The sequence below is a fragment of the Treponema parvum genome (assembly GCF_017893965.1).
GTDB lineage: Bacteria > Spirochaetota > Spirochaetia > Treponematales > Treponemataceae > Treponema_D > Treponema_D parvum.
The window spans coordinates 284,250-310,259 of sequence record NZ_CP054142.1; the positions used below are offsets into that span (position 1 = coordinate 284,250).

At 45.2% G+C, this 26,010-nt stretch carries 24 protein-coding genes; 6 read left to right on the forward strand and 18 right to left on the reverse strand.

All coding sequences use genetic code 11. The features are described from left to right. Window positions 1-125 precede the first annotated feature (125 nt). The 7 genes from HRQ91_RS01310 to HRQ91_RS01340 all read right to left on the reverse strand — a co-directional run bounded on the left by HRQ91_RS01310 (window position 126) and on the right by HRQ91_RS01340 (window position 7,083). On the reverse strand, window positions 126-1,733 hold the full coding sequence (locus HRQ91_RS01310; RefSeq protein ID WP_210119923.1) for a mannitol dehydrogenase family protein: 1,608 nt from the start codon (window positions 1,731-1,733) through the stop codon (window positions 126-128). Between the two features lie 40 nt (window positions 1,734-1,773). Next, entirely contained in the window at window positions 1,774-2,442 is a 669-nt protein-coding gene (locus tag HRQ91_RS01315) for a GntR family transcriptional regulator (protein ID WP_210119924.1), read from the reverse strand. Between the two features lie 310 nt (window positions 2,443-2,752). Further along, window positions 2,753-3,595 (reverse strand): MerR family transcriptional regulator, encoded by an 843-nt coding sequence (locus HRQ91_RS01320; protein ID WP_210119925.1) that lies wholly within the window; start codon window positions 3,593-3,595, stop codon window positions 2,753-2,755. 79 nt (window positions 3,596-3,674) lie between these two features. Beyond that, window positions 3,675-4,862, reverse strand: coding sequence for an HD domain-containing protein (locus HRQ91_RS01325; RefSeq protein WP_210119926.1), 1,188 nt, complete (start codon window positions 4,860-4,862; stop codon window positions 3,675-3,677). A 9-nt stretch (window positions 4,863-4,871) separates the two neighbouring features. After that, window positions 4,872-5,792, reverse strand: coding sequence for an SPFH domain-containing protein (locus tag HRQ91_RS01330; RefSeq protein ID WP_210119927.1), 921 nt, complete (start codon window positions 5,790-5,792; stop codon window positions 4,872-4,874). Next, window positions 5,789-6,241 (reverse strand): NfeD family protein, encoded by a 453-nt coding sequence (locus tag HRQ91_RS01335; RefSeq protein ID WP_210119928.1) that lies wholly within the window; start codon window positions 6,239-6,241, stop codon window positions 5,789-5,791. The genes HRQ91_RS01330 and HRQ91_RS01335 overlap by 4 nt, the downstream gene beginning before the upstream one ends. A 62-nt stretch (window positions 6,242-6,303) precedes the next feature. Next, a complete protein-coding gene (locus tag HRQ91_RS01340; RefSeq protein ID WP_210119929.1) occupies window positions 6,304-7,083 on the reverse strand; it encodes an MATE family efflux transporter in 780 nt (259 codons plus the stop codon). Window positions 7,084-7,179: 96 nt separating this feature from the next. Between HRQ91_RS01340 and HRQ91_RS01345 the strand changes: the two genes are divergently transcribed. The 3 genes from HRQ91_RS01345 to HRQ91_RS01355 all read left to right on the forward strand — a co-directional run bounded on the left by HRQ91_RS01345 (window position 7,180) and on the right by HRQ91_RS01355 (window position 11,467). Next, complete coding sequence (locus HRQ91_RS01345; protein WP_210119930.1) at window positions 7,180-8,526, forward strand: FAD-dependent oxidoreductase; 1,347 nt, start codon at window positions 7,180-7,182, stop codon at window positions 8,524-8,526. A 19-nt stretch (window positions 8,527-8,545) separates the two neighbouring features. Continuing rightward, complete coding sequence (locus HRQ91_RS01350; RefSeq protein ID WP_246473251.1) at window positions 8,546-8,866, forward strand: BrnA antitoxin family protein; 321 nt, start codon at window positions 8,546-8,548, stop codon at window positions 8,864-8,866. A 507-nt stretch (window positions 8,867-9,373) separates the two neighbouring features. After that, entirely contained in the window at window positions 9,374-11,467 is a 2,094-nt protein-coding gene (locus tag HRQ91_RS01355; RefSeq protein ID WP_210119931.1) for a methyl-accepting chemotaxis protein, read from the forward strand. A gap of 94 nt (window positions 11,468-11,561) precedes the next feature. Here HRQ91_RS01355 and HRQ91_RS01360 read toward each other — a convergent pair whose 3' ends face one another. The 10 genes from HRQ91_RS01360 to HRQ91_RS01405 form a co-directional block, all read right to left on the reverse strand. Next, window positions 11,562-12,596, reverse strand: coding sequence for an NAD(P)H-dependent amine dehydrogenase family protein (locus HRQ91_RS01360; protein ID WP_210119932.1), 1,035 nt, complete (start codon window positions 12,594-12,596; stop codon window positions 11,562-11,564). 211 nt (window positions 12,597-12,807) lie between these two features. After that, window positions 12,808-13,299: an aminoacyl-tRNA deacylase gene (locus HRQ91_RS01365; protein ID WP_210119933.1), complete on the reverse strand. Its 492-nt coding sequence runs from the start codon at window positions 13,297-13,299 to the stop codon at window positions 12,808-12,810. 66 nt (window positions 13,300-13,365) lie between these two features. Beyond that, window positions 13,366-13,476, reverse strand: a complete 111-nt coding sequence (locus tag HRQ91_RS11830) for a MerR family DNA-binding transcriptional regulator (protein ID WP_210119934.1) — start codon at window positions 13,474-13,476, stop codon at window positions 13,366-13,368. After that, window positions 13,442-13,819 carry a carboxymuconolactone decarboxylase family protein gene (locus tag HRQ91_RS01375; protein WP_246473252.1) on the reverse strand — a complete coding sequence of 126 codons (378 nt, stop codon included), beginning with the start codon at window positions 13,817-13,819 and terminating at the stop codon, window positions 13,442-13,444. The genes HRQ91_RS11830 and HRQ91_RS01375 overlap by 35 nt, the downstream gene beginning before the upstream one ends. Further along, window positions 13,803-14,750, reverse strand: a complete 948-nt coding sequence (locus HRQ91_RS01380) for an L-lactate dehydrogenase (RefSeq protein WP_210119935.1) — start codon at window positions 14,748-14,750, stop codon at window positions 13,803-13,805. Before HRQ91_RS01380 ends, HRQ91_RS01375 begins: the two co-directional genes overlap by 17 nt. A gap of 160 nt (window positions 14,751-14,910) precedes the next feature. After that, window positions 14,911-15,237 (reverse strand): hypothetical protein, encoded by a 327-nt coding sequence (locus HRQ91_RS01385; RefSeq protein WP_210119936.1) that lies wholly within the window; start codon window positions 15,235-15,237, stop codon window positions 14,911-14,913. Window positions 15,238-15,370: 133 nt separating this feature from the next. Beyond that, complete coding sequence (locus HRQ91_RS01390; protein ID WP_210119937.1) at window positions 15,371-16,375, reverse strand: LacI family DNA-binding transcriptional regulator; 1,005 nt, start codon at window positions 16,373-16,375, stop codon at window positions 15,371-15,373. 20 nt (window positions 16,376-16,395) lie between these two features. Then, window positions 16,396-17,409, reverse strand: a complete 1,014-nt coding sequence (locus HRQ91_RS01395; RefSeq protein ID WP_210119938.1) for an amidohydrolase family protein — start codon at window positions 17,407-17,409, stop codon at window positions 16,396-16,398. Next, on the reverse strand, window positions 17,409-19,274 hold the full coding sequence (locus tag HRQ91_RS01400; RefSeq protein WP_210119939.1) for a TRAP transporter permease: 1,866 nt from the start codon (window positions 19,272-19,274) through the stop codon (window positions 17,409-17,411). Before HRQ91_RS01400 ends, HRQ91_RS01395 begins: the two co-directional genes overlap by 1 nt. A 2-nt stretch (window positions 19,275-19,276) precedes the next feature. Next, window positions 19,277-20,227: a TAXI family TRAP transporter solute-binding subunit gene (locus tag HRQ91_RS01405; protein WP_210119940.1), complete on the reverse strand. Its 951-nt coding sequence runs from the start codon at window positions 20,225-20,227 to the stop codon at window positions 19,277-19,279. A gap of 268 nt (window positions 20,228-20,495) precedes the next feature. Here HRQ91_RS01405 and HRQ91_RS01410 point away from each other — a divergent pair, with 268 nt between their 5' ends. From HRQ91_RS01410 to HRQ91_RS01420, 3 genes are all read left to right on the forward strand, one after another. Beyond that, a complete protein-coding gene (locus HRQ91_RS01410; protein WP_210119941.1) occupies window positions 20,496-21,893 on the forward strand; it encodes an ATP-dependent 6-phosphofructokinase in 1,398 nt (465 codons plus the stop codon). Window positions 21,894-22,110: 217 nt separating this feature from the next. After that, the gene (locus HRQ91_RS01415) at window positions 22,111-22,869 is read left to right on the forward strand and encodes an oxygen-binding di-iron domain-containing protein (protein ID WP_210120699.1); all 759 of its coding nucleotides are present in this window, start codon (window positions 22,111-22,113) and stop codon (window positions 22,867-22,869) included. Between the two features lie 7 nt (window positions 22,870-22,876). Beyond that, a complete protein-coding gene (locus tag HRQ91_RS01420; RefSeq protein ID WP_210119942.1) occupies window positions 22,877-23,731 on the forward strand; it encodes a methyl-accepting chemotaxis protein in 855 nt (284 codons plus the stop codon). A gap of 151 nt (window positions 23,732-23,882) precedes the next feature. Here the strand turns inward: HRQ91_RS01420 and ppk1 are convergent, their stop codons facing one another. Continuing rightward, entirely contained in the window at window positions 23,883-26,009 is a 2,127-nt protein-coding gene (gene ppk1, locus HRQ91_RS01425) for a polyphosphate kinase 1 (protein WP_210119943.1), read from the reverse strand. Window position 26,010 lies beyond the last annotated feature (1 nt).

Sequence of the window (26,010 nt, forward strand, 5' to 3'; positions counted from 1 at the left end):
GCATTGCCGCAGCACCGCCCGGTACTGCGGGGCAAACCCGCTGCATCAGACGGCACATGTGCAGTTTTTGCGATCCGGCCTAAATTCAGCCTTAAATTCAACAAGGCTAAATTCAGGCGGGAAACTTATTTTACATATTTTTCAAGGGTTTTTCTGACAGCTCCCGGACCTGCCACAAGTTCCGCAAAATATCCGGTTACGGTGTCAGCCAAACCGGCCTTGTAAAGGTCTACGCCGAATAAGGTTTCGTCGCTCAGCAAGGGCTTGAGAGCTTTGTCAAACGGGCCTTTGCTTGAAAGCTTTATGCCTTCCAGATATTTTTGCGAGGATTCAAGGCGCGGGTCGCTGGAAGGGGTAAAAGGCTTTCCTTCGTCGTCCACTGCAAGAAGGTAGCGCAGCCAGCCTGCAAAAACAAGCGGAATAAGTTTTAAGTCTTTTACGTTAAGTTTTTTATCCGCAAGATACGCCTTTATGGTTTCTCCGAAACGTATGGACAGTTTTTGGCTCGTATCCGTCGCGATGCGCTGGGGCGTGTCGGGCATAAACGGATTTGGAATGCGCTCTTCGAGAACTTCTTTTATAAACTTCTTAGGATCGAGAATTTTGGGATTCACGACTACGGGCATTCCTTCTTTATAGCCTATGATGTTGACCATCTTGTTGAGCACGGGATCTTTCATTTCGTCGGCGATGAGGGTATAGCCTAAAAGGCATCCGTAAACTGCAAGGCAGGTGTGCAGAGGATTTAAACAGGTGCAGACCTTCATTTTTTCAACTTTGTTTACGGTGTCTCTATCCGTAAAATATACGCCGGCTTTTTCAAGCGGCGGCCGTCCGTTCGGAAAATTGTCTTCGATGACAAGATATTCGGGTTTTTCGGCATTTACGAAGGGCGCGATATAAGTATTTTTGCCCGTAACTACGACTTCCGTATCGTCAAACCCGTCTTTTTCAAGCATAGCTTTTACGGAAGCGTCCGGACGCGGAGTTATCTTATCGATCATCGACCAGGGAAAAGAAACGTTTTTTTCAAGGTAAGTGATAAATTCTTTTTCGCAAAATTTCTTTTCAATCCATTTTTTTGCGACGGCTAAAACTGCGTTTTGCAGTTTTTCGCCGTTGTGCGAACAGTTGTCCGTGCTGACTAAGGCGACGGGCGCTTTGCATGTTTTAAAGCGATGATAGACAAGTGCGGTTATCTTGCTCATCATGCTGTTGAGCTTACCTTCAGGCCCCGCTTCAAAATCTGCGGCAACAAACGGAAAAAAATTATTTCCTTGACCCAGCGCATAGCCTTTTTCAGTAATTGTAAATGTTACCATTTGCAAAGACGGATTGGCAAAAACTTCTTTGAAAGAATCCCATTCTTTTTTAAATGAAGAATCGCATTTCCACGCTTCGGCTATCGACGCTACGATCTTTTTGCTTATGCTGCCGTCGGCGTTGAGCGTTACCAACAGCGAAATATTGTCGTAGGGCGTGTAGATTTTGTCTATGATGTCGTAGTCGAAGCCTTCGCCTACGATAATTCCTTTTTCCGTTTCGCCCTTGTCAAGCAAGGTTTGCATTAAAACGGCGGAAAATCCGCGGAAAATATTTCCCGCTCCGAAATGCACCCATACGGGCGCTTTTTTCGTTGCAGAAATCATTTTTTCGTGATCAAAGGCGGGCACAAAATATTTTTTTGCTTCCCATAAGCTTCGGTCTTTGATGCTTTCTTTAGATAAAGTCATTAAATTCTCCTCCTTAAAGTATTGATTAAAATCAGAACAATTAGGCTTCAAAATAGTCGGGATATTTTTTTGTCATAATATCCAATTCCGTGAGCAGTTTGGTAAGATGCGCTTTTTCAAGCTCCAGAGCTTTTTCGCCGTCTTTTTTTGAAAAAGCTTCCATTATCATTTCGTGTTCGTCTAAAATTTTATTTAAAACTCCGGGAATATTGCCCGACAAAAAGCGTATGCGTCTGTAATTGCCCGACTGATTCTGTGAAATATTCCACAGTCGCTCCATTCCTGTTTCGGTAAATATTATTTTGTGAAACGAATCGTCGTTATTTAAAAATCCTGCGTAATCTTTGTTTTCCAGCGCGATTTTTTGGGATTCGATCGCCGTGCGCATTTTAAACAGATGTTCCTTCGCGCAAATTTCCGCAAACGACGGGACTACGGCAAGTTCCATCGTTAAGCGCATAAAACGTTCGACTTCCACCTGCTTAAGGTTAATTTTTGATATGCGGGATCCCCTTTGCGGGAAAATTTCGACAAGATTATCTTTTTGCAGTCTTAAAAGCGCATCTCGTAGAGGAGAACGGCTCATGCCCGTCTGTGTAAGGAGTTTTTGCATATTCAGATCTCCGCCGGGTTTCAATTCCAAAAAAAGGATCTGCGAGCGCAATATCTCATATATCTGATCCGAGGCGGTAAGTCGTTTCATTTGCATAAGCGTTTCTCTTACAGACTATAATAACATACTAATATATCAGAATGCAAGTTTTTTATTTTTTTATGCGCGTACATTTTTGCAGCGCGCGTGCGGCGTTCTGCCGTTTGTACGTGAACTTTGCACCCGCATGCTTTGTGCTTGTTGCAAGGCGCTGCGGTCGCCTGACGAATGGTGGTGGGCAGCATTTGCCGCGGGCTTACAGGTGTAAAATTGCCGCGGGATTTCCGCGACAACTGTTCCGTCGGGTACGCCGGAACGAACCGGCTGCCCTGCAGGCGGCGGTTAAGGCCGTGCCGGCATAGCTTTCTTATCCGGCCTCGAACGCAATAGGAATTTGCAGGCGTAAAAACAAGTCCCGCTCGCTTTTCCATGCCATAGCGATGTCGGAAATCTCTTCACAAAGATAGTCCCCTGAAATGACGTAACGCCGTTTGCGTATTTCTTCAAGAAGGCGGTTTATATAGTCCTTTTCTTTATAAAAATTGTCGCAATAGATGCACAGATACATGCCGGGATTTAACACAGTGATAAATTCTTCGGGAACGAATTGCCGGTCGACAAAGACAAACACTTCCGACGAATAAAAATTTTTTTTCAATAAATTTTCTTTTCGTAAAACAGTTCCGGCATTGTAAAAATATGTCTGCGGAAGACAGTGCGTTTCCAATTCGTTTTTCAAATCCCGCAGCATCTTTTCGTAAGTGCCCAAATCGTGGTCGTATACGTTTATTCCCGAGTCGACGATGTACAGAAAACGCTTTCCGATATACTCAAGAATGATCGTTCCGTCGGGCGGCGCATAACTGTAACGCTCAAAACTTTCAAGCGTGCGCTGCACCGCGCGCCGCTGGCATTTCAAATCCGCTATAGCTCTGTCTATCTGATTTTGCCGCTGCAACAGGATCTCATGCATACAGTACATATCTTTTTCGTTGAGCTGCATCTTGATCTCTTTAAGATTCATTCCGAGCGCCTTCATATAGCGGATCATGTCCAAAACGGCGCTTTGGCGTATATCGTAAAAGCGGTAGCCGGTCAATTCGTCCCTTGCCGCAGGAACTAAAAGTCCTTTTTTTTCATAAAGGCGCAGCGTCTGTTCGGAAATGCGATTAAGCCTTGCCATTTGCCCGATCGTCAAATAATTTTCCATAATCGCCTCCTTAAAATTCAGCGGCCGAAATTATGCGCATGCGCGCACGCTATATGCGAGTTTTTTTGAAAACTCGCGGTTAAACATATTTGACGCACCCGTATTTTGTGTCGCGCCATAAAAGAAAGTTTTCTATGAGCTTTGCCGCTTTTTTTGAAATGCAGCTAAGGCGTTTTGCATTGCACGTGCCGCCGGTTCCCGATCCGCCGCATAAAACAAGCGGGTCTATATATCGTTTTTTTACGTCAAGGGACACGCAAAAATGATTTGGGAGCTCTTTTTCAGTATGTTTGATGCGCGTCATCGTCCGGAACGTGCGGTAGAGTTTCATAAATTCTTCCATACGGGAAAACCTGTGCGAAAAATCTCCGGCTTCACGGATGAAGGCAGCGTGCAAGGTTTTGTCGGCAGCGAATTGCGGCGGCTGTCCGGCGTTTTTTTTCGCATAGGAATCGAGGCCGGGATCAAGGCACGAATCAAGACGCAAAATAATCTCGCGTTCCGTTTTTTCGTAGCAATCGCTTTCCTTAAGCAAGCCTATCTCTATCGCCTCATCGACAATTTTTGCAAGAAGTTGCAGAGCGAGTTTGTTTTCGTTCAGCTGCAAAAGATGCCCCGTGCGGCAGAATTTTTTGCAATATGTTTCCGCAATTTCTTTTGTCTTAAATCCAAGCTCGGCTTCTCCGTCTTCATTTACGCAGGGAACGATATCGTTGTACGTTTTTGCAATTTCAAAAAGATTCCAGCTTCCTTCAAGAGCGGCGCCTGAAGGAAACATGTATTCGAGTCTGTCCGCAGAAAGGCGCGGCAGTTTATTGTCCGCCAAAGGATAAATGTGATAGTCGGCTACGCTGTCGGGCGGAATGCCGTCGGCATGAAGGCGGCCGCATAGTTCTTTATCGCTTTTTATCATTTCGGCATTTATGCTTTCAGTCGATTCCTGTGTGAGCGCGTCGCCGTTTCTGAAATCCGCAACATGGCTGAAAGCCGGCGTTGAAACGTCATGTAAAAGGCCGGCCAGCGTCTGTATTTTGTCGTGTGTAAAATGCCAAAGTATAAGAGCCACGCCGACACTGTGATCAAGCCGGGAATAATAAAATCTGTTTCGGTAAAGAGGCGTCCAATCGGTGCCGCATAAAAGTCCTACACCTGAAAGCCGCTGTAAGATCGGAAGCCGTATGTAATCGTCAATAAAATCAGGCGATTCGGGCGATAATATACGGTGATAAGCTCTGATCGACAGCGGCTCCGTCTTAGGCGCGTACATATTGCATTTTTACTTTTTGCCTATTTCGCTCACGGCCGACACAACGCCCGCAAGATTTTGAAAATCCGCAGGAACTATGATCTTTGTAGCCTGTCCATTCGCCGCTTTTTCAAGCGCTTCAAGGCTGCGCAGTTTGACGACGGCTTCGTCTATGTGAACGTCTTTTATCATCTGCAAACCGGCGGCAGTAGCCTGCTGCACTTCGCGGATAGCCTGAGCTTCGCCTTCGGCTTTGCGTATCTGCGCTTCTTTTTCAGCTTCCGCGTGAAGAATCGTAGCCTGCTTTTGCGCCTCGGCTTCAAGGATGCGCGCCTGTTTTTGGCCTTCGGCAACAAGAATTTCGGATTGTTTTTGCCCTTCTGCGATCAAGATCTTTTCCCGGCGTTCGCGTTCCGCCCTCATCTGCTTTTCCATCGCTTCGCGGATCGCTTCAGGCGGCATGATGTTCTTTACCTCAACGCGGTTTACTTTTATACCCCACGGATCGGTCGCTTCATCGAGTATAGAACGCATCTTCGTGTTGATGACGTCGCGGCTCGTAAGCGTCGCATCCAAGTCCAATTCTCCGATGATATTGCGCAGCGTAGTCGCGCTTAAGTTTTCGATCGCAAGCATGGGGTTTTCAACGCCGTAGGTGTAGAGCTTCGCATCTGTAATCTGCATGTAAACGACGGTGTCTATTTTCATCGTAACGTTGTCTTTTGTAATGACAGGCTGCGGCGGAAAATCGAGCACACGCTCTTTAAGAGACACCCTGTTTGCGACGCGGTCTATAAACGGCGTCTTTACATGGAGCCCGGTCTGCCAAGTCGTAATATAAGTGCCGAGCCGCTCAAGCACAAAGGCTCTCGCCTGCGGAACGATTTGAATATTCGTGATGATAAGAATCATCACCACAATAACCAACGCTATGACAACATAAAAATTCATGTTTCTCCTCCAATTTTTTTCACAACTGCGGTATTGCCTTCAAACCGCACGATTTTACATTCGGCGCCTTCTTCAATAATATCTCCGTTTTCCGACCTCGCAGTCCACACTACGTCTCCTGCTTTTATTGCGCCCTTTTCAAATTCCGTTATGCGCTGCACGACAAGGATTTTTTTACCGATAAGCCTGTCCGCATTAGTCGGTGTTTTTTTAGCAAATTTCTTTGCCGCAAGAGGCCGCGTAAAAACGAGCAGCAAAAGCGAAACCGCAACGAAAATAAAAAGCTGCCACTTAAACGGAAGCGGCGCGAGCGACAAAAAAATCATCGCAAAAGCTCCGCAGGCAAACCAAATCGTCGTGAGCGCCATAGTAAGCGATTCTATCACAATGCAGAGAACAACTACGATGAGCCAAAACCACGGTAAATTATTTAAAACGAGCAACGGCATGTTTTAAGTGTAGCATAAAAAATGTTGTTTGTGTATGCGTCGCGCCGCATGCTCCCCACGCATTACAAGCCTTTTATATTATACGCCCGGCTATTTTCCTCGCTGTTAATTACAATAAAAGCGATCACACAGACGATCACCGATACAAGAGATCCTGTTGCGGTGGCAAGTCCCATCGGCAATAGTGTAGTCGGGAAGAGTTTTGAAGTTAGATATACGCCGGGAACCCGCACCAACAAAATTGCGATGATGTTATGCAGGAATGACAATCCCGATTTTCCGCAGGCGCAAAAATAACCGCTGAAGCTGAAATGGATTCCCGCAAAAATGCAGTCCCATATATATCCTCGCAGATATTGTCCTCCCGCCGGTCCCAATTGAAAAACGCCCATAAAAAGATAATCAAGCGCAATATTGACAACACAGGCAACGGCAATAAAGCACATGGGGCTTTTAGAATCGTCCATTACACGGAATATGGAGTTGATAATATTATACGCCGTAATAAAGGGAATACCGATAAAGCAGATTGTAAGATATGCCGTCGTACCTGAAGCAGCTTCTTCCGGCGTCGACATAGCCGAAACAATCGGTTTTACAAGCAAAAGCAGTACGGCCGTCAGCAGAACCGACAGCGCCATGAAAAGCGACACGGAATTGCTGATGTTCAATGCCGCCTGCTTTTTATTTTTGGCTCCGACGGATTGTCCGATACTGACCGTTGTTCCCATCGCAAGCCCCACGATTATAACCGTCAGCATATGCATTACCTGGCTTCCGATCGACACCGCCGTTGTGCTTGCCACGCCTTCAAACTGCCCTATAATGAACAAATCCGCCATGCCGTACAGCGTTCCGCTTTTGCACTGCTTTTACGGCGCGTTTTGCCGGCCGCAACGCTGTTTATTTTTCATTAAAACACATATAATGTTTCCATTATGAAAATATACGATACACTTATCATCGGCTTCGGTAAAGCCGGAAAGACGCTTGCCGCAGCATTATCGAAAAAAGGAGAGAGCGTCGCCCTCGTTGAAAAAGATTCGGCTATGTACGGCGGCACGTGCATTAACGTCGGCTGTATTCCCTCGAAACGGCTGATCACCGAGGCGGCTCTTGCTCCCGAAGAAAATTTTGCGCTGCAAAGGCAATACTATAAAACTGCGGTTGAAAATAAAAATATGCTGACCGGCGCGCTGCGGACAGCCAATTACAATAAACTGATCGAAGCGGGGGTGGACGTCATCGACGGCACGGCTTCATTTTTAAATGCTGCTTCCGTCGAAGTGACCGGTCCCGACGGAAAAATACGGCCGCTTGAAGCAAAAAAGTTCGTCATAGACACGGGTTCGTATCCGTTTATCCCGCCCGCTTTACGGACGGAAAACAATCCTCATGTCTACGTTTCTGAAAGTATCATGGACTTAACCGAACTTCCGGAGCGGTTGACCGTCATCGGCGGCGGATATATCGGTTTGGAATTTTCTTCGATGTATGCGAACTTCGGTTCAAAGGTAACGATCGTGCAGCGGGAAGATACATTTCTTCCTAGAGAAGACGAAGACATTGCACAGAGTATCAGGAGCGCGCTTGAAAGCAAAGGCGTTAAGATTATCACCGCTGCGCAAACGGAACGCATCGACGGCGCAAATCTCACTTATATAAAAGACGGGAAAAAATGCAGCCTTGCAGGAGACGCCGTGCTTTTGGCGGTCGGCCGGAGGCCGAATGTCGATGCGCTGCACGCGGAAAAAGCGGGCATTACACTCACTGAAAAAGGTGCGATCGCGGCGGACGAGCATTTGCGGACTTCCGCTCCGAATATCTGGGCGGCGGGAGACGTATGCGGTAATCTGCAGTTTACGTATATTTCGCTCGATGATTCGCGGATAATTTTATCGGATATGTACGGAGCAAAAGATCGTACGACTAAAAACAGGGGCGCTTTTACGTATTCAGTTTTTATCGACCCGCCGTATTCCAAAGCAGGGATCGGGGAAAAAGAAGCGGACGCAAAAAAACTCGATTACCGCGTTGTGAAAATGAAAGCGGCGGCTGTCCCGAAAGCGAAAGTTTTGAAAAAGAGCGAAGGCATGCTCAAAGCGCTCATCGACAATAAAACCGGTTTGATTTTAGGCGCCGCGCTCTTTTGCGCGGAATCCCATGAAATCATCAATGCGATAAAGCTCTCCATGGACAACAATCTGCCGTATACGGCGCTTCGCGATTTTATCTACACGCATCCGACGATGTCGGAAGGTTTAAACGACCTGTTTTCGCTCTAGGATAGCGGGAGAATAAGATATGAAGAAGAAAATAAAATACGCTGATGCTCCTGAAGAAGTAGCAGAATCGATATCTTTATCGGAAAGGATAGACGATTTTTTACCGCCGCCTGATCGATTAATAAGAAAATTCGGAAAAGTAAAAATTACGATAACGCTGGACAGCGAAAGTGTTGCATTTTTTAAAGCGTCGGCAAAGAAAAATAATGTAAAATATCAAACCATGATAAATGAAGTATTAAGTAGTACGCTGAGAGATATAGTTACACCGTTTAACAATTGTAATATTCGCGTTGTACATGCACCGCATTGTTGCTATGGAATGGCGAGCCCTGCATAAAAACAGATCGCGCCGAAACGCTTTTATGTTTTATAAACTAAAAATCTTAATGAAAAATAAAAAGATTTTCCTTTTCATATTACAAATCATGTGATTATATTATTATAGAAAATAGGAGAATATCATTGAAATTTTATGCGTTATTATGTAGACTATTTACCCCCCCCCCCCCCCGAAAAATGAGCCCGTTACTGTAGATAGTACGGTAAAGAATTATGACGATTTAATTTCTTCTTGTAACCGCTTATTACAAAGTTATCAGAACCTAGCTTATAAATACAGCAATCTTCTTGCAAAATATCAGGAGCTTTTATCAAAAAACAAAGACCTTATCAATTCTTGCCTTTCTATCACCGAACGGAAATCTTTTAGTACAAGCTCTGTAAATACAAAAGAAAAACCCATTCAATATCGTCACTTATCAGACGATCAAGGCGAAATACGCATACGCAAATTTAAATAACAATCATTTACAAATATTAGGAATTCTTGTTTTGGAGGCTTTATATGAAAAAGAGATTTTCCTTACGTTACAAACTCATCATTGTTTTCGGACTTTTAATCGCCCTGTCATCGGCGGTTGAAATTTTACTCGCAGTCCTTTCGGCCCGCAAAGCGGTCATTGAAAAGGTGGAAACACATCTTATCGATAAGGCAACCGATACGGCTGAAATTGTCGACGGGCGAGTGAACGCTTTTTTTCAATTTTTCGAAGGAGTATCCCGTTCCCCCATTCTGCTGGATCCCGGCGTTTCGTACAGGGAAAAAACAGCATATTTAAAAAAGGAAGCGGCGTTCAACGACAAAATTCACAGGATGGATTTAGCCGACATGAACGGAAAACGGCACACAGCCGATGGACAAATACTGGATGTTTCTCAACGAGATTTTTTTATTGCAGCATCTCAAGGAAAAAACTTTGTTTCAGAGCCGCTCGTTTCCCGCTTGGACGGGGTATTTATCATCGTGTTTGCAGTTCCCATCTACAATAACGATCATAAAATAACGGACGTTTTGCTTGCTACCGTCGAAGCATCCAATCTTTCTAAAGAAGTTGAAGATATCGTCGTAGGTAAAACGGGTTTTTGTTTCATTCTAGGCCTTACGGGAACTACCGTTGCAGTGAAAGATTTTAATCGAGTACAAAGTATGGAGAATGTACTGGGGATGGCAAAAACCGACGCAAGTTATAAATCCCTTGCAGACTTCGAAAAAACGGCGATAGAAATCGATGACCCGTCGGTCGGCTTTTATGAATATAACGGCGTTCGTAAGATCGCTTCTTACGCTACGATGAAGACAACCGATTGGACAATTATCATTAACGCTCCTGAAGAAGAGTTTATGGGTGCCGTAAACGCATTGTGCGTTTCGCTTATAACTATCGGTGTAATTGTCTTGGTTATCGCACTGATTGTCGTGTATTTTGTCGCCCGTAAAATCGTAAAACCGATATCCGTCGCCGTAGGAGCCTTAAAAGACATTGCTCAGGGCGAAGGAGATTTAACGGTGCGCCTAGGCGTAATCGGTAACGATGAAATTACCGACATGGCTGAATATTTTAATCAAACCATAGCTAAAATCGGCTCATCAATTAAAACGGTAGGCAAAAACAGCAGCGTTATGGAAGAGATAGGTAATACTCTGGCTGCCGACATGACTGAAACTGCAAGCGCGGTACACGAAATCAGCGCTAACATCGACGGCGTAAAACAGCAGGCTCTGACACAATCCGCAAGCGTTACGGAAACCGCCGCTACGATCGAAGAAATAGTCCGCACGATAAATCAATTGAACTCAAGTATCGAAAATCAGGCTGCAAGCGTAACAGAGTCTTCTTCTGCAATAGAACAGATGGTAGGCAACATAGCGTCCATAGGACAGACGCTTGAAAAAAACGACAGCGTAATTAAAACTCTTGCCGACGCTACGGCCGACGGTAAAAGCACCGTCGTCAGTGCAAACAGCATAACTCAAAAGATCGCAGAAGAATCCGGCAGCTTAATTGAAGCGAGTACTGTTATTCAAAACATAGCTTCACAGACAAATTTACTTGCGATGAACGCCGCGATCGAAGCCGCTCACGCAGGGGATGCAGGAAAGGGCTTTGCAGTCGTCGCAGACGAAATAAGAAAGCTAGCCGAAGATTCTGCAGAACACGGTAAAACGATAACCAACACTCTTAAAAATCTCTCAGGTGAAATTGAAGCTCTGTCTAACTCGTCTAAGACGGCGGAAGAAAAGTTCAATACTATTTTTAGCCTTGCCGAGCAGGCAAAATCGATGAGCGACCGCGTAACGGAAGCCATGCAAGAACAGGAAAACGGCAGTAAGGAAATACTTACCGCAATCAGAGACATAAATACCGTAACGATAGAGGTAAAACAGGGCTCTGAGGAGATGCTTAAAGGAGGGGAAGGGGTCGCTCAGGAGATGAGAAAACTGGAAGAGCTGACAAGAGTTATCACGGAGAGCATGAACGAGATGGCTGCAGGGGCCATTCAGATAAACAACGCCGTGCAGGAAGTAAACACGGCCACCCAAAAAAACAAGGAGAGCATTCAGAGCCTGGCGGAAGAAGTTGGAAAGTTTAAGGTGTAAGTAACCTGCACGCGCCGGTCGGGTGCGTGGCTGACCGCGGCGGTTTCCGCATTGGTGGAAAACCGCCGCACTGATTTCAAAATACGGCCGACATTCAGTTTACATACAGATGCATCGGGTAGGACAGATATTCAAGCGGACGAAGCAGATCTACCGTTATATAGCCGGGCGGCGCTTCCAGCACGCTCGGAATTCTGTTTACGATCGTTGCGCATGTGTGTTCAACCGTCGCAGGTTTTTTGACAAAGAATGTCGTGTCGGGTTCGCCGAATATTTTCCAGTCGCACATGTCGCCGTCGTCTTTTCCGTACACTTTGCCGATGCACTGAGTTTCAATGATCGGTCCCTGGAATGTTTCAGTCGTTACGACTGCGCTCATGCCGATGCAGTTGCCTTTCGGTATCGTCTTTCCGAGCGTATCGGAATACAGATCGGTATCATAAAAATACGGCACGCATTTTTGCGACTGCGATTTGATCGTCCATCCCATCTTGTTGCACAGACATTCGTTCGAATTCCACACGTACGACGGTTCGAGCGTTTCAGGATGCGCTATCTGCGCTTCGAATTCGGCAGTGGTCAATCCGACTCCGTGCGCTTTTGCAAGGGCGAGTCCGTAATCTTCCACGTTATAGCTTACGGCGCCTTCAATCTTTTTGATTGTATGAACGCCGCCTGTCACACAGGCAATCATGTTTATCCAATAGATATCCTGCATTCCCGCGCCGACTATCGTGCATCCGTTTTCTTTTGCCAATTTATCGAGTTTATTTGTGATTGCAGAGGCGGTTGTCCACGGATAAATCGCTTCTTCACAGGTTGTGATTATGTTTATGCCGCGCTTCGCGCATTTTTCCATGTGCGGATACATGTCGCGCATAAAGCTGAACAGCGTCATAACGGCGATGTCCGCGTCGCATTCGTCAAGCACTTTGTCGGCATCGTCGCTGATAACCACTCCGATCGGGAATCCCAAGCCCGCATATTCGCCTACGTCTTTTCCGACGACGGCGGGATTGACGTCGATCGCGCCGACGATTTCGGCGCCGTTTTCATACAAGTAGCGCAGCGTCCACTTGCTCATCTTGCCGCATCCGTACTGTACTACACGAATTTTCTGTTGACCCATACTTACCCCCATAAGAACTTTTGTTCAGGCGGACTGTTACAGAGGCCGACTTTCGGCGCTCTTATTCATAACGCCGCCCGTCGGATATTATTGTAAAGTTTATACTAAGTATAAGGTCAAGAAAAATTTAGCAGATGTGCTTTGCCTGCCGTACCGAATAAAGAAAAACTTAGAGGTACGGTTTTAGGCTCGTGCCGTGTCAAGCCGAAAATCAGGAACTTTCCAAAATCAAGTCGACGCATTGCGCATCGGCGACTCTTATCAGGTCATGTGGAGAAAGGATAATCTGTTCGCCGCGAATTCCTGCGGAAATGCAGATCTTTTTGCAATCAAGCGCGGATTTATCTATAAACGTGCGGTATTTTTTACGCATTCCGAGCGGAGTGCAGCCGCCCCGCACATAGCCTGTAAGCGAAAGCAGCTCTTCCGACTTTACGGGAAAAACCTCCGAGGCCCCGCAAGCGGCTCGCGCTTTTTTCAAATTTATTTGATGCAATGCGTTCTGACAGAATATACAGATTTCCTTTGTGTCCGTACGCATTACTATCGTCTTAAATACGCACCTTGCGTCAAGCCCCAATTTTTCCGAAATTCGCTCTGCGGCTCCTTGTTCCAGATAGTGCTCTCCGTCGTCGTCATAGCTTTTTACTTCATAAGGAATTTTAAGGCCGTCAAGAATTCTCATTGCGTTCGTCTTTTTCATATTACAAGTGTCCGTTTTTGATTTTTTTGTAAGCCGAACGTAAACCGCCCGGAATATCTTTTTCACCTAATCGGGAAAGCGCTTCGATCGAACCCGCTTTCCGCTGCTCGCCCGCTTAACAAAGGGCAACAGTCCTTCTTTTTCATAATACCGCAAAGCCGACGGCGTCGTTCCCAAACGCTTCGCCGTACACTTCTGCGATCAGAGGAAAAGCGCTCCACGCTTTAGGCCATCCGCAATAAAAGGCCAGCTGCGTAACCAGTTCCACCGCTTCCTGTTTAGTAACGCCGTGCTCTTTTCCTAAAGAAAGATGACTTTTAAGCTGCGGGTACAGCCCTGCCGAAAAAAGCGCGGCTATCGTGATCATGCTGCGGTCCCGCGCTGACAGCCGATCTTCCCTTGACCATACTTGTCCGAACAATACATCGTCGTTCAGTTCTGCAAATTTCGGAGCGAGTTTTCCAAGCCTCTCTCTGCCGGCGGTAAAACAGGAACGGTTTTTGCTACCCCATATCGGCAAAGACTTCTTTGAGCCGCTTTGCGCTTGCTTCCAATGCAGACTGTTCTTCAGGGGGGAGAACGCCTTCGATAACCCGTTCGGCGCCGTTCCTGCCTACGACGCACGGCACGCTCAAACAAACGTCTTTAAGTCCGAACTCTCCGTCAAGCGTCATCGAAACGGACAAAATGCTGCGCTCGTTTCGCAAAATGGCGCCGGCTATCCTTGTGAGAGCCAAGCCGACGGCATAATAAGTTGAACCTTTGTAGTCAATAATGTGATATGCTGAATTTCTGACCTCTTCAAGAATTTTTGCTTTGTCGAAATACGGGCCTGAGCTGCATACGCCGCCTGAGCAATATTCGTCTATGCGCCTTCCTCCGACGGATGTCATTGACCATGCGGCAAATTCACTGTCGCCGTGTTCGCCCAAAATGTAGCCGTGAATATTGCGGGCATCGACGCCGCATTCTTTGCTGAGCGTGTAGCGAAAACGGGCGGTATCCAAAACCGTTCCGGAGCCTATAACTCTGCCGCGTTCCCAACCCGAAGCCGAAAGCGCCGCCCGCGTTAAAATATCCACAGGGTTGCTCACAATAAGCATGACGCCCTTGCAGCCGCTTTCGGCAATGTCTTTTGCAATGCCGGTTATAATAGCGGCATTGCGTTTTAATAAATCAATACGGGTTTCGCCGCTCTGCTGTTTCGCTCCCGCCGTAACCACGACAATGTCGCTGTCGGCATAGTCGGCCTTGTATCCCGTGTGTATGTCGACCTGCGACAAAAAAGGCAAACCTTGAACAAGATCGAGCGCTTGTCCTTCGGCAAAATTTTTATTCATATCGGTTATCGCAATTTCGTCCGCGTAACCGCTTTGCGCCAGTGCGTAGGCAAAAGTCGAACCCACAGCGCCCGCTCCCACTACGGTAACTTTGCGTTTCTTTTCATCCATAAGGGTAGTACCTCCGCCTAAAACATACTGATATGCGTGTTTTTAGACAAGGGAAATGGTTCGCACAAACTTCCATTAAAATGAGTTGCCCTAGGCCCGGAAAGCTCATGATTGAAGGACGATGTACCCGTGCGCTCTTTACGCCGGTTGATAAAGGAATTTAGGAATCTTTTTTCCTTCCTTGCAGCCGCTTTTCCCCGTAATGCGCCGAGGCGGCAAACAGCACAACGATCGCAAGGTTGTCCGTAAAGAAAAGAACATAACCTTTTCCCATATCCAAAAAGAAAAATTGCTGCTGCAGGATGAGGTAGCGCCACACTCTGCGCGAAATAAACGCATAAAGACCGTAAGCGCATACAAGAACAAGCAGCACATAAAGCGCAATCGATTTGAGCCGCGTAAGGCCCCTGCGTAAAAGCGCGGCTGAAAAAGTTCCTGCGCAATCGGCGATCCAGTCGTATACTGAAGCGTCGCAGCTTAGCTTCAAGGGGAAATGGCAAACCGCTCCGATTCTGCAATAAATGCGCCTATCAGCTCCGCGGTAAAATATGCCGATGTTCAGCGAAAATAGGCGCTGCGATAAGGCAATGCGCAATTCTTCTGCTCGCGGAACTGAACTCTTATCTGGTTGACTGGCGCAATATGATCTCAGTGGGTAAAACTATCGTTTCGGGCGGAAGAAACGAGCCCGTCTGCTCTTTGTGATTTATCTGTTCAAGCAGCCTCTTTGCCGCGCATGCGCCCATTTCCCGCAGCGGCTGATATACTGTCGTCAAAGACGGCGTCATGTATTTGCCCACTTCAATGCCGTCGAACCCCGTCACAGAAATATCCTGAGGGATGCGCAGTCCCATATCCGTCACCGCTTGCGATATGACGAATGCCCTAAAGTCATTGGAAGCTGCGACAGCGTCAATTTCAGGGTGATTTTTAAGCAGGTTTTTGGTTTTTCCGTAAAGAGAGTTGGGATCCCCGTTGTCTTCCATTATATATTCTTTTTTGAACGGGATGTGAGCGTCCTGCAATGCGTCTTTATAGCCGCAAAAACGCTGCTCATACAAAAAAAGATCGGGGTCCGCCGAAGCGTAGGCAATGTGTTTGCAGCCGCCGGAAATCAGCACATTGATCATTTTGTAAGTCGCTTGATGATTGTCTACGATGACAGTATCGAACGATTTGTCATATGCGCGGTTTGTAAGCACAATAGGAAAATTTTCATCTTTAAATTTTTTTATCTGTGTGCTTTTTTTACGAAGCGTCGCAACTATCAGGCCTGCCAGCCCCCTGTTAAGAAACCTGTTAATAAAATGTGTTTCTTTTTCTTCGTCTTCATCCGTGTTACAAATCGTAACTATATAGTTTTGTTCGTTTACTACATCTTCAATGCCGCGGACAAGCGGGGGATAAATAAGGTTGTCGATGGACGGTACTATTATGGCAATGACGCTGTTTTTTCCCAGTTTAAGGTTTTGCGCCATGATATTCGGTCTGTAACCGGTTTTTTCTACTGCTTCCAATATTCTTTTACGCGTGCTTTCTTTTACGTAAGTTTTTCCTGAAAGCACGCGGGATACCGTACTTATGGAAACGCCGCATAGTTGGGCAACGTCTTTTGCTCTATTCATCGTGTCATCGTACCGTCCTTTTAAAAAATACGCTTTAAAATCTTAAGTGCGTTCGTATAGCGAAGAGCGTCTTTTTCTTTTTCACTTATCGGCAGATTCGCTATGTCGTTTAACGTTCTTCTTACATACCCGAATCCGTCTTCGGGATCAAACGGCATGTCGCTGGCAAATACCATGTGTTCCGCCCCGAAGAAATTTATTCCGCATTGTATCGCCGCCTTACTGCCGAATGTCGCGCAATCGGCGTAAAGTTTGCGGAATTCATCGATTTGACATTTTTCTTTAATCGGGGATTCCGTTAAATCCTTTTTGTCCTGTGCGGTACGAGTTCCGTACAGCTTTAGTCCGTTTTCCAGTCTGCCTTCCATCATGGGAAGCATTCCTCCTGCATGATGTAGGATTACTTTTAGGCGAGGACACCTTTGATTTATACCTGAGTAAACAAGACGCGATGCCGCCATAGTTGTTTCAATAGGCCACATCATCGTCCACCATAATTCGTAACGTTCTTCCGTTTCATTTTTATAGTAGGGTTGACTTTGTGTCCGAGCCGGATGTACCCATAAAGCTGCTTCCAATTCGTCTAGAACCTTATATAATTTGTAGAATTCGTCGCTGTCGATCGCTGATCCGCCTTGGTTTGTAAAGATCTGCGCGCCTGCGGCGCCTAACTGCGTAACTGCATACTCGGCTTCCTTTGCCGCTTTATCCATATTGTCCAACGGCAGAACGGCGACAAAGGACGGAAATTTATCCGGATACTTTTGACAAAGTTCATAGAATGATTCGTTCGCGCTTCTTGCCAGCTCTGCAGTCTTGTTTTCAGGCACCAGTTGTTCTACGCTCGGACTTACTATGCACGGAATTTGTTGATAACCTTCAAACGTGTCCATAAGACGCAGGCGGTAAGACAGGTCGCTCATTGCGGGCATACGGGAAGCGCGTGTCATCATGTGGGCGTTACCGCCCAAAGCCGTTATTTTTTCGTAAAAGCACTTCGGAAGATAATGATTAAACATATCTATACAGCGCATCAGGATGTCCTCTTTTTAGTATCTGCGATTCTGCTCAGAAAAAAGGCGATAAGCATAAGTATCGCTCCGATAATATCGGTAATACTTCCGGGAATCAACAGGAGTACGGCGGCTAAAGCAAGAAGTATTCTGGACACTGTTATCCATGAGCGGAATATATACCCTTCAATTGCGCCTGTAAGTGCAAAAATTCCTATGATTGACGATATTACAGCCATAACTACAATCGGTAAGCTTCCTGTAAGGAGCAAAGCAGGATTCAAAAGAAAAATGAACGGGATTATGTAGGCCACAAGCCCCATGCGGAATGCGCGGTAACCGGTCTTATTCGGATCTGATTTTGCAATTGCCGCCGCCGTATACGCTGTAATAGCTACCGGAGGAGTAAGAGCTCCTATTGAAGCGAACATAAATATAAACATATGAGCAGAGATAGCGGAAGCTCCCATCTTTGTAAGAGGACCGACTAAGACTGTGGCTAAGATTATGTATGTAGGCGTAGGCGGCATGCCGCAGCCGAGAATTATTGTAATAAAGGCGACAAGGACGGCTGCTATATAAATGTTCCCATGCGCAATATTGATCAAAGTATAACTTAATTTTGTAGCAAGGCCGGTCATAGAAATTACGCCGACTATTATACCTGCAGACGCGCAAGAGATTACAATACCCGAGACATTTTTTATGCTGCTTTCCAAGGCTTCAAGAATACCTTTTAAAGTCGGGCGGGTTTCTCTTTTTATACAGGCGACCAAAAGCACGGAGACTGTGCCCCAGAAGGCGACTTTCATCGCGCTCCATCCGATTATTATACCTGCGATTACGAGAACAATAGGAAGACAAAGTTGTCCTCTTTCTTTCATGATGCTTTTTGCGTTCGGAAGCTCATTTTTTGGAATTCCAAGAAGATTGCTTTTTACCGCAATAGCGTCAACGACTAAAAAGATTGATATGTAGTATAAGATAGCCGGAAGGATTGCAGCTTTCGCTACGCTTGCATATGAGATATTCAAATACTCCGCCATTAAAAATGCCGCAGCGCCCATTATAGGCGGAGTAAACATTCCCCCTGTGGACGCGACAGATTCTACTGCGGCCGCTTCATAATCCTTGTACCCCATGCGTTTCATCAGCGGAATTGTAAAAGCCCCGGTGGTGACGACGTTTGCCGCAGGAGAACCTGAGATCATGCCCATTAATGCGCTGGATATGACGCTTGTCTTTGCAGGGCCGCCGCGATAGTTTCCCGTTGCGGCGTAGGAAATGTCTACAAACCATTGTCCTGCTCCGAAACGTTCCAAAAAAGCCCCAAAAATGACAAAACTTATTATGTATGTAGCGGCGATACTTACGGGAATACCGAAAATACTTCCTGTGGACACATACATAAATTGAGCTATCCGGCTCCAAGATTCTCCTCTATGTGCAATTACACGGGGTAAATACGGACCGAATTTTGCGTATAGCAAAAATACAATACAGGTAATCACTAGCGGCAAGCCTGTTGTCTTGTAAGAGGCAATGAGCAACAGCACAATCATTAAAATTCCCATCCATATGTCGATTTGCGGGGCTCCTCCGATTTTGCTGGTTCTGGAATTCCAGATACACATGATGTATATGCATGCAGTTGTAAATCCTATGGAAAACAGCCAGTCAAGCATTCTTGTAAAGAAGTTTTGCTTTTTATCCTTACCGATTTTAAACGGTTTTTTTAAAAACACTGAAAAACCGCATACCGCAACAAGCAGAGCGCGATGCGTCATTTCTGAAAAGGAACCGAAGCCCGATGTGTAAAGGTATAATAGCGCCGCAACGATAAATACGTAACGGCAGAGCTTTGTTCTAAGTTTATCGTCAAACATAATTATTTCACTTTTATTTCATTAAAATATTTTTGTGCACCCGGATGCAGGGGAACGGAGGTTCTTGCAGCGTCCTTTAGCGTAATACCGCTGGCAGCTTTGTGAGAAGCTTTTATGGTTTCAATATTTTCGAACAAAGACTTTGTAATATTATAAACCGTATCTTCGGGTAAGTCTGCGCGGACGATCATCATGTTTATTATATACATTGTCATAGTGTCCGAAGGGTTGTTTTGATATATTGCTTTTGGCAATTTCCCGTAACCGAAGTATTGGTACTTATCTGAAAGCGTCTTTGCGACGTTTTCAGATACAGGAATCAGACGATATGCTTTTGAAGACGCCGCCAGCTCTTGTATGGCCGCTGAGGGAATTGCCGCCTGAACTACAACCGCATCGCAGTTTCCGTCGGTAAGCTGTCTTATGCCGTCGTCATATGAAAGATAGGTCGCTTTTACATCGGTAATGCTGAAGCCGTGTGCGCCCCATATGGTTTCCGCAACCGAAATCGCGCCGTTACCGGCAGGCCCCATGCATACTTTTCGTCCGATCAAATCCATCATTGTCTTGATGGGGCTGTCATTCATAACCACTATCTGGAAAAAACCTTTTGAAAGCCCGCCGAATAAGGCGTTTATATTTGTATATCCGTTTTTTTCATAGGCTTCCTGTGCGGAATTTCCCATAGTAATTCCAAGATCGATAGTCTTGTTTTGTACGAGTTCGATATTTTCCAATGCGCCTCCGGTAACCTGCGCCGTAGCGTCAATATCCAAATTGTTTGTTATAACGGAGGCAACCGCTACGCCTATGGGATAAAATGCTCCCCCTGTCGCTCCAGTACCGACTGTGATGAATTTCGGCGTACCTGAACCTGAGTCGGGTTTCCCGTTTGCAAAGGCAGCGAGTGTAAAAAGTGCTGTCAACAATACCGTAATTGTTCTTTTTTTCATAATCTTTCTCCTGAAAATTTTGGCTGATGGCCGGAATGGGTTATGCAAACGTTTGCATAACATACTTTATTTTATACCCTCATTTTAAAAATTGTCAATTCTAAAATTAAGAATTTTTGCCGGAATTCCATAAAATATAAGTCGATATGCTAAAATTCCGGTCGACCGATATAAAATTTCCGCCAAACTATGTCAAATTTCCATCAAACGATTGAAAATTTGGGGCAATAGGGGTATCCTGTTGTTGAAATTTCCCAAGGAGACAGTGATGGCCGATATCATACATTTTAATGATTTTACAATTGAACAGTTGGGACAATGCAAAGTTCCTTCGCCGATCGAACTTTCGCATACGCACGGCGATTTTAGAGCGAACTATGTAAAGGATTCCGCCTTTGTACGGCAGAATATAAATATTTTTTATGATTCCAAAGTCGAAGACGATCTTACTTCGAATAACCTTATGCAAAAAGCGGGCCCGCGTGAAAAAATTTATTTTGATCCTGTTCACGTAAATGCGGCTATATGCACTTGCGGAGGTCTTTGTCCTGGATTGAATGACGTCATACGCGCCGTCGTCCGTTGTCTTTACATGCGCTACGGAGTGCGTCGCATTATGGGTTTTCAGTTCGGCTACAAGGGCTTTTTAAGCGAATACGCTTTTAACACGATACCCCTTACTCCTGAAAACGTTGATACAATCCATAAGATAGGCGGTTCGTTTTTGGGAACCAGCCGGGGCGGCGGAAACCGTGTAATAGATATTGTAGACTGTATAGAGCGCCTGAACATAAATCAGCTTTATGTTATAGGCGGCGACGGAACGCTTCGCGGTGCTTACGATATTGCCTGCGAAATTGAAAAACGCGGTCTTAAAGTTGCAGTAATAGGAGTTCCGAAGACGGTTGACAACGATATTGAATTTATAGACCGTTCGTTCGGGTTTGAAACGGCCGTCGAAAAGGCAAGAGAAGCGGTGAGCAGTATTCACATGGAAGCGCATTCCCAAATAAACGGTATAGGCCTTTTAAAACTCATGGGAAGGGAGTCGGGTTTTATTGCCATGGCGACGTCTCTTGCGAGCCATGAAACAAATTTCTGTCTTATTCCCGAAATACCTTTCGACCTTGACGGTCCCAACGGATTTTTGATGAATCTTGAAAAACGTCTTGAACGGCGTCATCATGCGGTGATCGTGGTTGCCGAAGGCGCGGGACAAGAGCTTTTAAATGCGACCAACCAAAAAGACGATTCGGGCAATAAGAAACTGGCGGATTTCGGCACATTCCTTAGGGATAAAATAAATTCATATTTTGCAAATAAAAAAATCCACATAAATCTCAAGTATATTGATCCCAGCTATCAGATCCGCGCCGCCGTAACAAATGCTAACGATTCTATCTATTGCGAACGACTCGGTAACAATGCCGTTCATGCGGCGATGGCCGGAAAAACAAAGATGGTAGTAGGGCTTGTTCACGACAAATACGTGCATTTGCCGATAAAAATGGTAACAAAGCAGAGAAAGAGAGTAGACCCCGAAGGCTCCATGTGGCGCGATACTCTGGACGCAACGGGGCAGCCCATACTCATGGTGAATAATATGAAATCCGCTCTTGAGCGTATGGAAAAGATGAGTATGGAAGGAATGTCCAAGGGGGAATAGATCTGGGTAGAAAGCGCTTTGGTATGCCGGAACGATTTGCACTTGTTTATACCGGCGGCGCTCCGGTTTTAGCCCCGTAGTTTTTAGGTAACCGGTTTGTGTATACAAATAATGCCGGTTATGCAATAATTTTAAGGAAAGGAGGTGCTGTTGAAGGAAGACGCGGACGGTTTTATGCAGGTGCGCGTACCGACTTTGACACAAGCAATTAACGATGATAGACAGCGAAGATGCCAACGGCCGTATTTTATATGAAGATGAAACGCATAAATTCATATGGCTCGGTATAGACAAAAACAATCACAATGATGAAATACAGACTATGCAGTATCTGATCATTGATCACGGCAAGGGAATTGTGCTTGATCCGGGCGGAGTTCACATTTTTGCAAGTGTAATTGCGTCCATAAGCAGATACATATCTTTGGATAATATACATACGATTTTTTATTCACACCAAGATCCCGACGTTTCTTCGGGAATAGCTTTGTGGCTCGGCATTACGCACGCCAAAGTGTATATCTCGTCTCTTTGGGTGCGTTTCCTTCCTCATTTTGGTATAGTGGATTCCGAGAGAATTATTCCTATAAATGATGAGGGAATGACTTTAACTACCGAAAACGGCGCGTCATACGATTTTATTCCTGCGCATTTTATGCATTCTCCGGGAAATTTTAATCTTTACGACAAAAAATCCCGTATTTTATTTACGGGAGACATTGGAGCCGCCGTATTTGACGAAGGACACGAAACCGTTTTTGTGGAAGATTTTGTTTCTCATATTCCTTTGATCGAAGGATTTCATAAGCGTTATATGGCGTCGAATTCCGTCGTAAAAAACTGGTGCGACAGAGTGCGCCGGCTTGATCCGCAAATGCTTGTTCCTCAGCACGGCGCCATATATAAGGATGACGCCATAAATGAGTTTTTGGACTGGCTTTCTGTTCTCAAATGCGGTATAGATTTAATGGATTGATGCTTTTATGGATGAACAGATTATACAAAATTACGAAGACTTGTTGCAGAACATTTCCATAGGATTCAATAAGGGAATTACTACTTCCGCCGTCACCATGAATTCTTTGGGAGTTCTCAATTACGCAATAGAGGTTGTGAGCGGCGGCTTGGAATCCATAGTCAGCACGTTTGAGCAGATGCAGGCTTCGAGCAAGGGCACCGCCAACAATATAGAACAGATAAATTCCATGATGGGCGGCATATTAAACGCCAACAACGCTCTAAAAAAAGACATAAGCGACCGCATTCAGGAAATAGAATCCACTTCAAAGGACGCGGAAGTTCTTTCCTCTTCCTTTAAAGATTTGGAAGAGCAGACAAAAAAGATTGCAAAAATAACCGGCGATATACAAAATGTAGTTGACAAAACTAACGTTCTTGCAATAAACGCTTCGATAGAAGCGGCACATGCCGGGGCTTTCGGCGCGGGTTTTAAGATTATCGCAAACGAAGTACATAGCCTGGCTTCTCAGACGGGGGATTTTGCAAAGCAGATAACCGAAAGCACGGAAGCCTTTGAAAAAACCGTGGAAAAAATAAACACGCAAATGAATCAATTTACTTCTCTTATCTTGCGTTTTAATGTTTCGTTGAATTCCGTTTTGACCAATTTTACGAATAACGACAACGCAATCAATACTTCGGGACAAACCCTCTCTGAAATCACGGCTGCCGTGCGCGAAGAATCTCAGGCGCTCACTGCAGGCCTCGCGGCACTTGAAAAAGTAAACGGTTCCATGAAAGACACTCATACGATTTTGGGCGCGATAGATTCCGTGCACCGCTTTTTGGATAAGATGTTTCAGATAAAAAAGAAATAAAAGTGTTTAATTTCGGCGGCTATATGGCGCCGCCTCGTTAAACGGCGAGTTTGCCGCGCAAACGTCGCTGATTATAGCTGTGCGCAAAAGCGCACGAATGCGGTATTTTCGAAAATCGAAATTTTCTGCAATGCCGCATTTTAAAGAAGATTTAATTTTTTCTTCGCGCCTTGAATTCTATTTCAGGAATTTTCGTATTTGTGTCGGCTGTCTTTTTATATTTTAAATACAATTCTTTTTGCGCATGTTTTAAAATAGTGCCGTTTTTCGTTTCCACCCATTTACCCGAAGAAAGCAATGTGTGCGAATGAGTGTTATCCGTAAAATACAAGTTTAAAATTTCGAATATGTTTTTAAACAATGTTCTGTCGGTTACGGGAAACATCAGCTCTATACGACGGTCGAGGTTCCTAGGCATCCAATCTGCGCTTGAAATATAAATCTCTTCAGCGCCGGAATTTCTAAAATAGAATATGCGCGAATGCTCCAAATATCTGTCCACTATGGAAACCACCGTAATGTTTTCGCTTATCTTGTTTACGCCGGGCACAAGCATACAAATCCCCCGTACATTAAGAAGAATTTTTACTCCCGCCTGACTTGCTTTGTACAGGGCTTTTATGACTTCTTCGTGGGATAAACTGTTCATTTTTGCAATTATAAGGCCCGGATTTTCAGGCGTAGAACGATCGATTTCTCTTTGAATCATTGCCAGAATATTTGTTTTTAGGTTTATAGGCGCCATCGACATGTGGTTCATGGTTTGTATAGCTGAGTACCCTGAAACTATGTTAAAAAATTGCGTGGCGTCGTTGGCAATTTCAGGATTTGCCGTCAAAATTCCCAAATCCGAATATTGGCGCGCGGTTTTCGGATTGAAATTCCCCGTTGAAAGATAAACGTATCGCACTATTGCGGAATTTTCCCTGCGCATGACCATGAGGATTTTCGAATGAACCTTGTAATTTACTATTCCGTAGATTACAGTCACATTTGCCTTTTCAAGCTGTTCAGCCCATGCAATATTGCGCTCTTCGTCAAAGCGGGCCATAAGTTCTACAAAGCAGGTTACCTGCTTGCCGTTGTTGGCAGCTCTTTTGAGCGCGTCTATTATAGGCGATTCATGACCCGCCCGATACAAAGTCATCTTGATTGCAAGTACATCCGGATCGTCCGCCGCATCCGAAATGAATTTTATGACAGGATTATACGACTGATACGGAAAATGCAGCAGGATATCTTTTTGTTTTATAGTATCCCAGTAGGCGCCTTGTGCAGGCAGGTCGGCCGAATGAAAATGGTGCCACACAGGGTAGTGTAATTTTTCCGTGTTTTCTATTTTAGTTATATCCAGCAAGGTTGAAGGATCCATAATTCCTCCGACCTGGTATATATCGTCTTCTTCTATTTCAAGTTTTTCCGAAAGGACTTTTAAAATGTCGCGGCTTGACTGTGTGCAAAGCAGTCTTACCGCAAACGAAGACTGTCTTTGAGCGATTGCCTCTTCCACAGCGTCTATAAAATCGTTGTCCGCGCTGTTTACTGAAAGATCGGCGTCGCGGGTTATTTTAAACAGCATGGTCTGTTCCACTGTAAAACCGGGGAACAGCTGAGTTCCGTATTGAAGCACAAGATCATCCAAGAGACAAAAAGATTTTTTCTTATCGTTGCCGCCGAAGGGAATTACGCGCTGTATTACGCTTGGAATTTGCACGATGGAAATAAAAGGTTCGCTCGTTTCCTGCTGCGGCATATTTTCCAAAGGCGGAATACCTTCCATGCGTTTAAGCAAAAAAGCCGCGTGCAGCTGCAAATTTCTTATGCTCGGAAAATTTTCCGTGTCTATGCGTAAGGGCGTTAAAAGAGGGAATATCTGCGTGTTAAAAAGATGTTTTGTAAAAGCTTTTTGATAAGTAGTAAAATCCGACGGAGGAACGTATTCGATTCCGTTTTGTTTAAGGCTCGGAAGAACGTCGTTTACAAGACAGTCATGCTGCACGTGAACAATTTCGTGGCACCGTAGTGAAATTTTTTTAAGAAGTTCCCTGGGATTGAGACCGGAGCTGTCTTTTATGTCGGGAGCTTCTTTTAAAAGCCGCTTTATTGCCGCCACTCTTATTTGAAAAAAATCGTTAAAGTTTGAAGAGACTATGGCTAAAAACTGAAGTTTTTCCATGACGGGAATATCTTTTCTGCACGCTTCTTTTAGAACCCTTGCGTTGAATTCTATCCAGGAAAGTTCGCGGTTAAAAAATGGAATTTTATGCTTTTTTTTCATA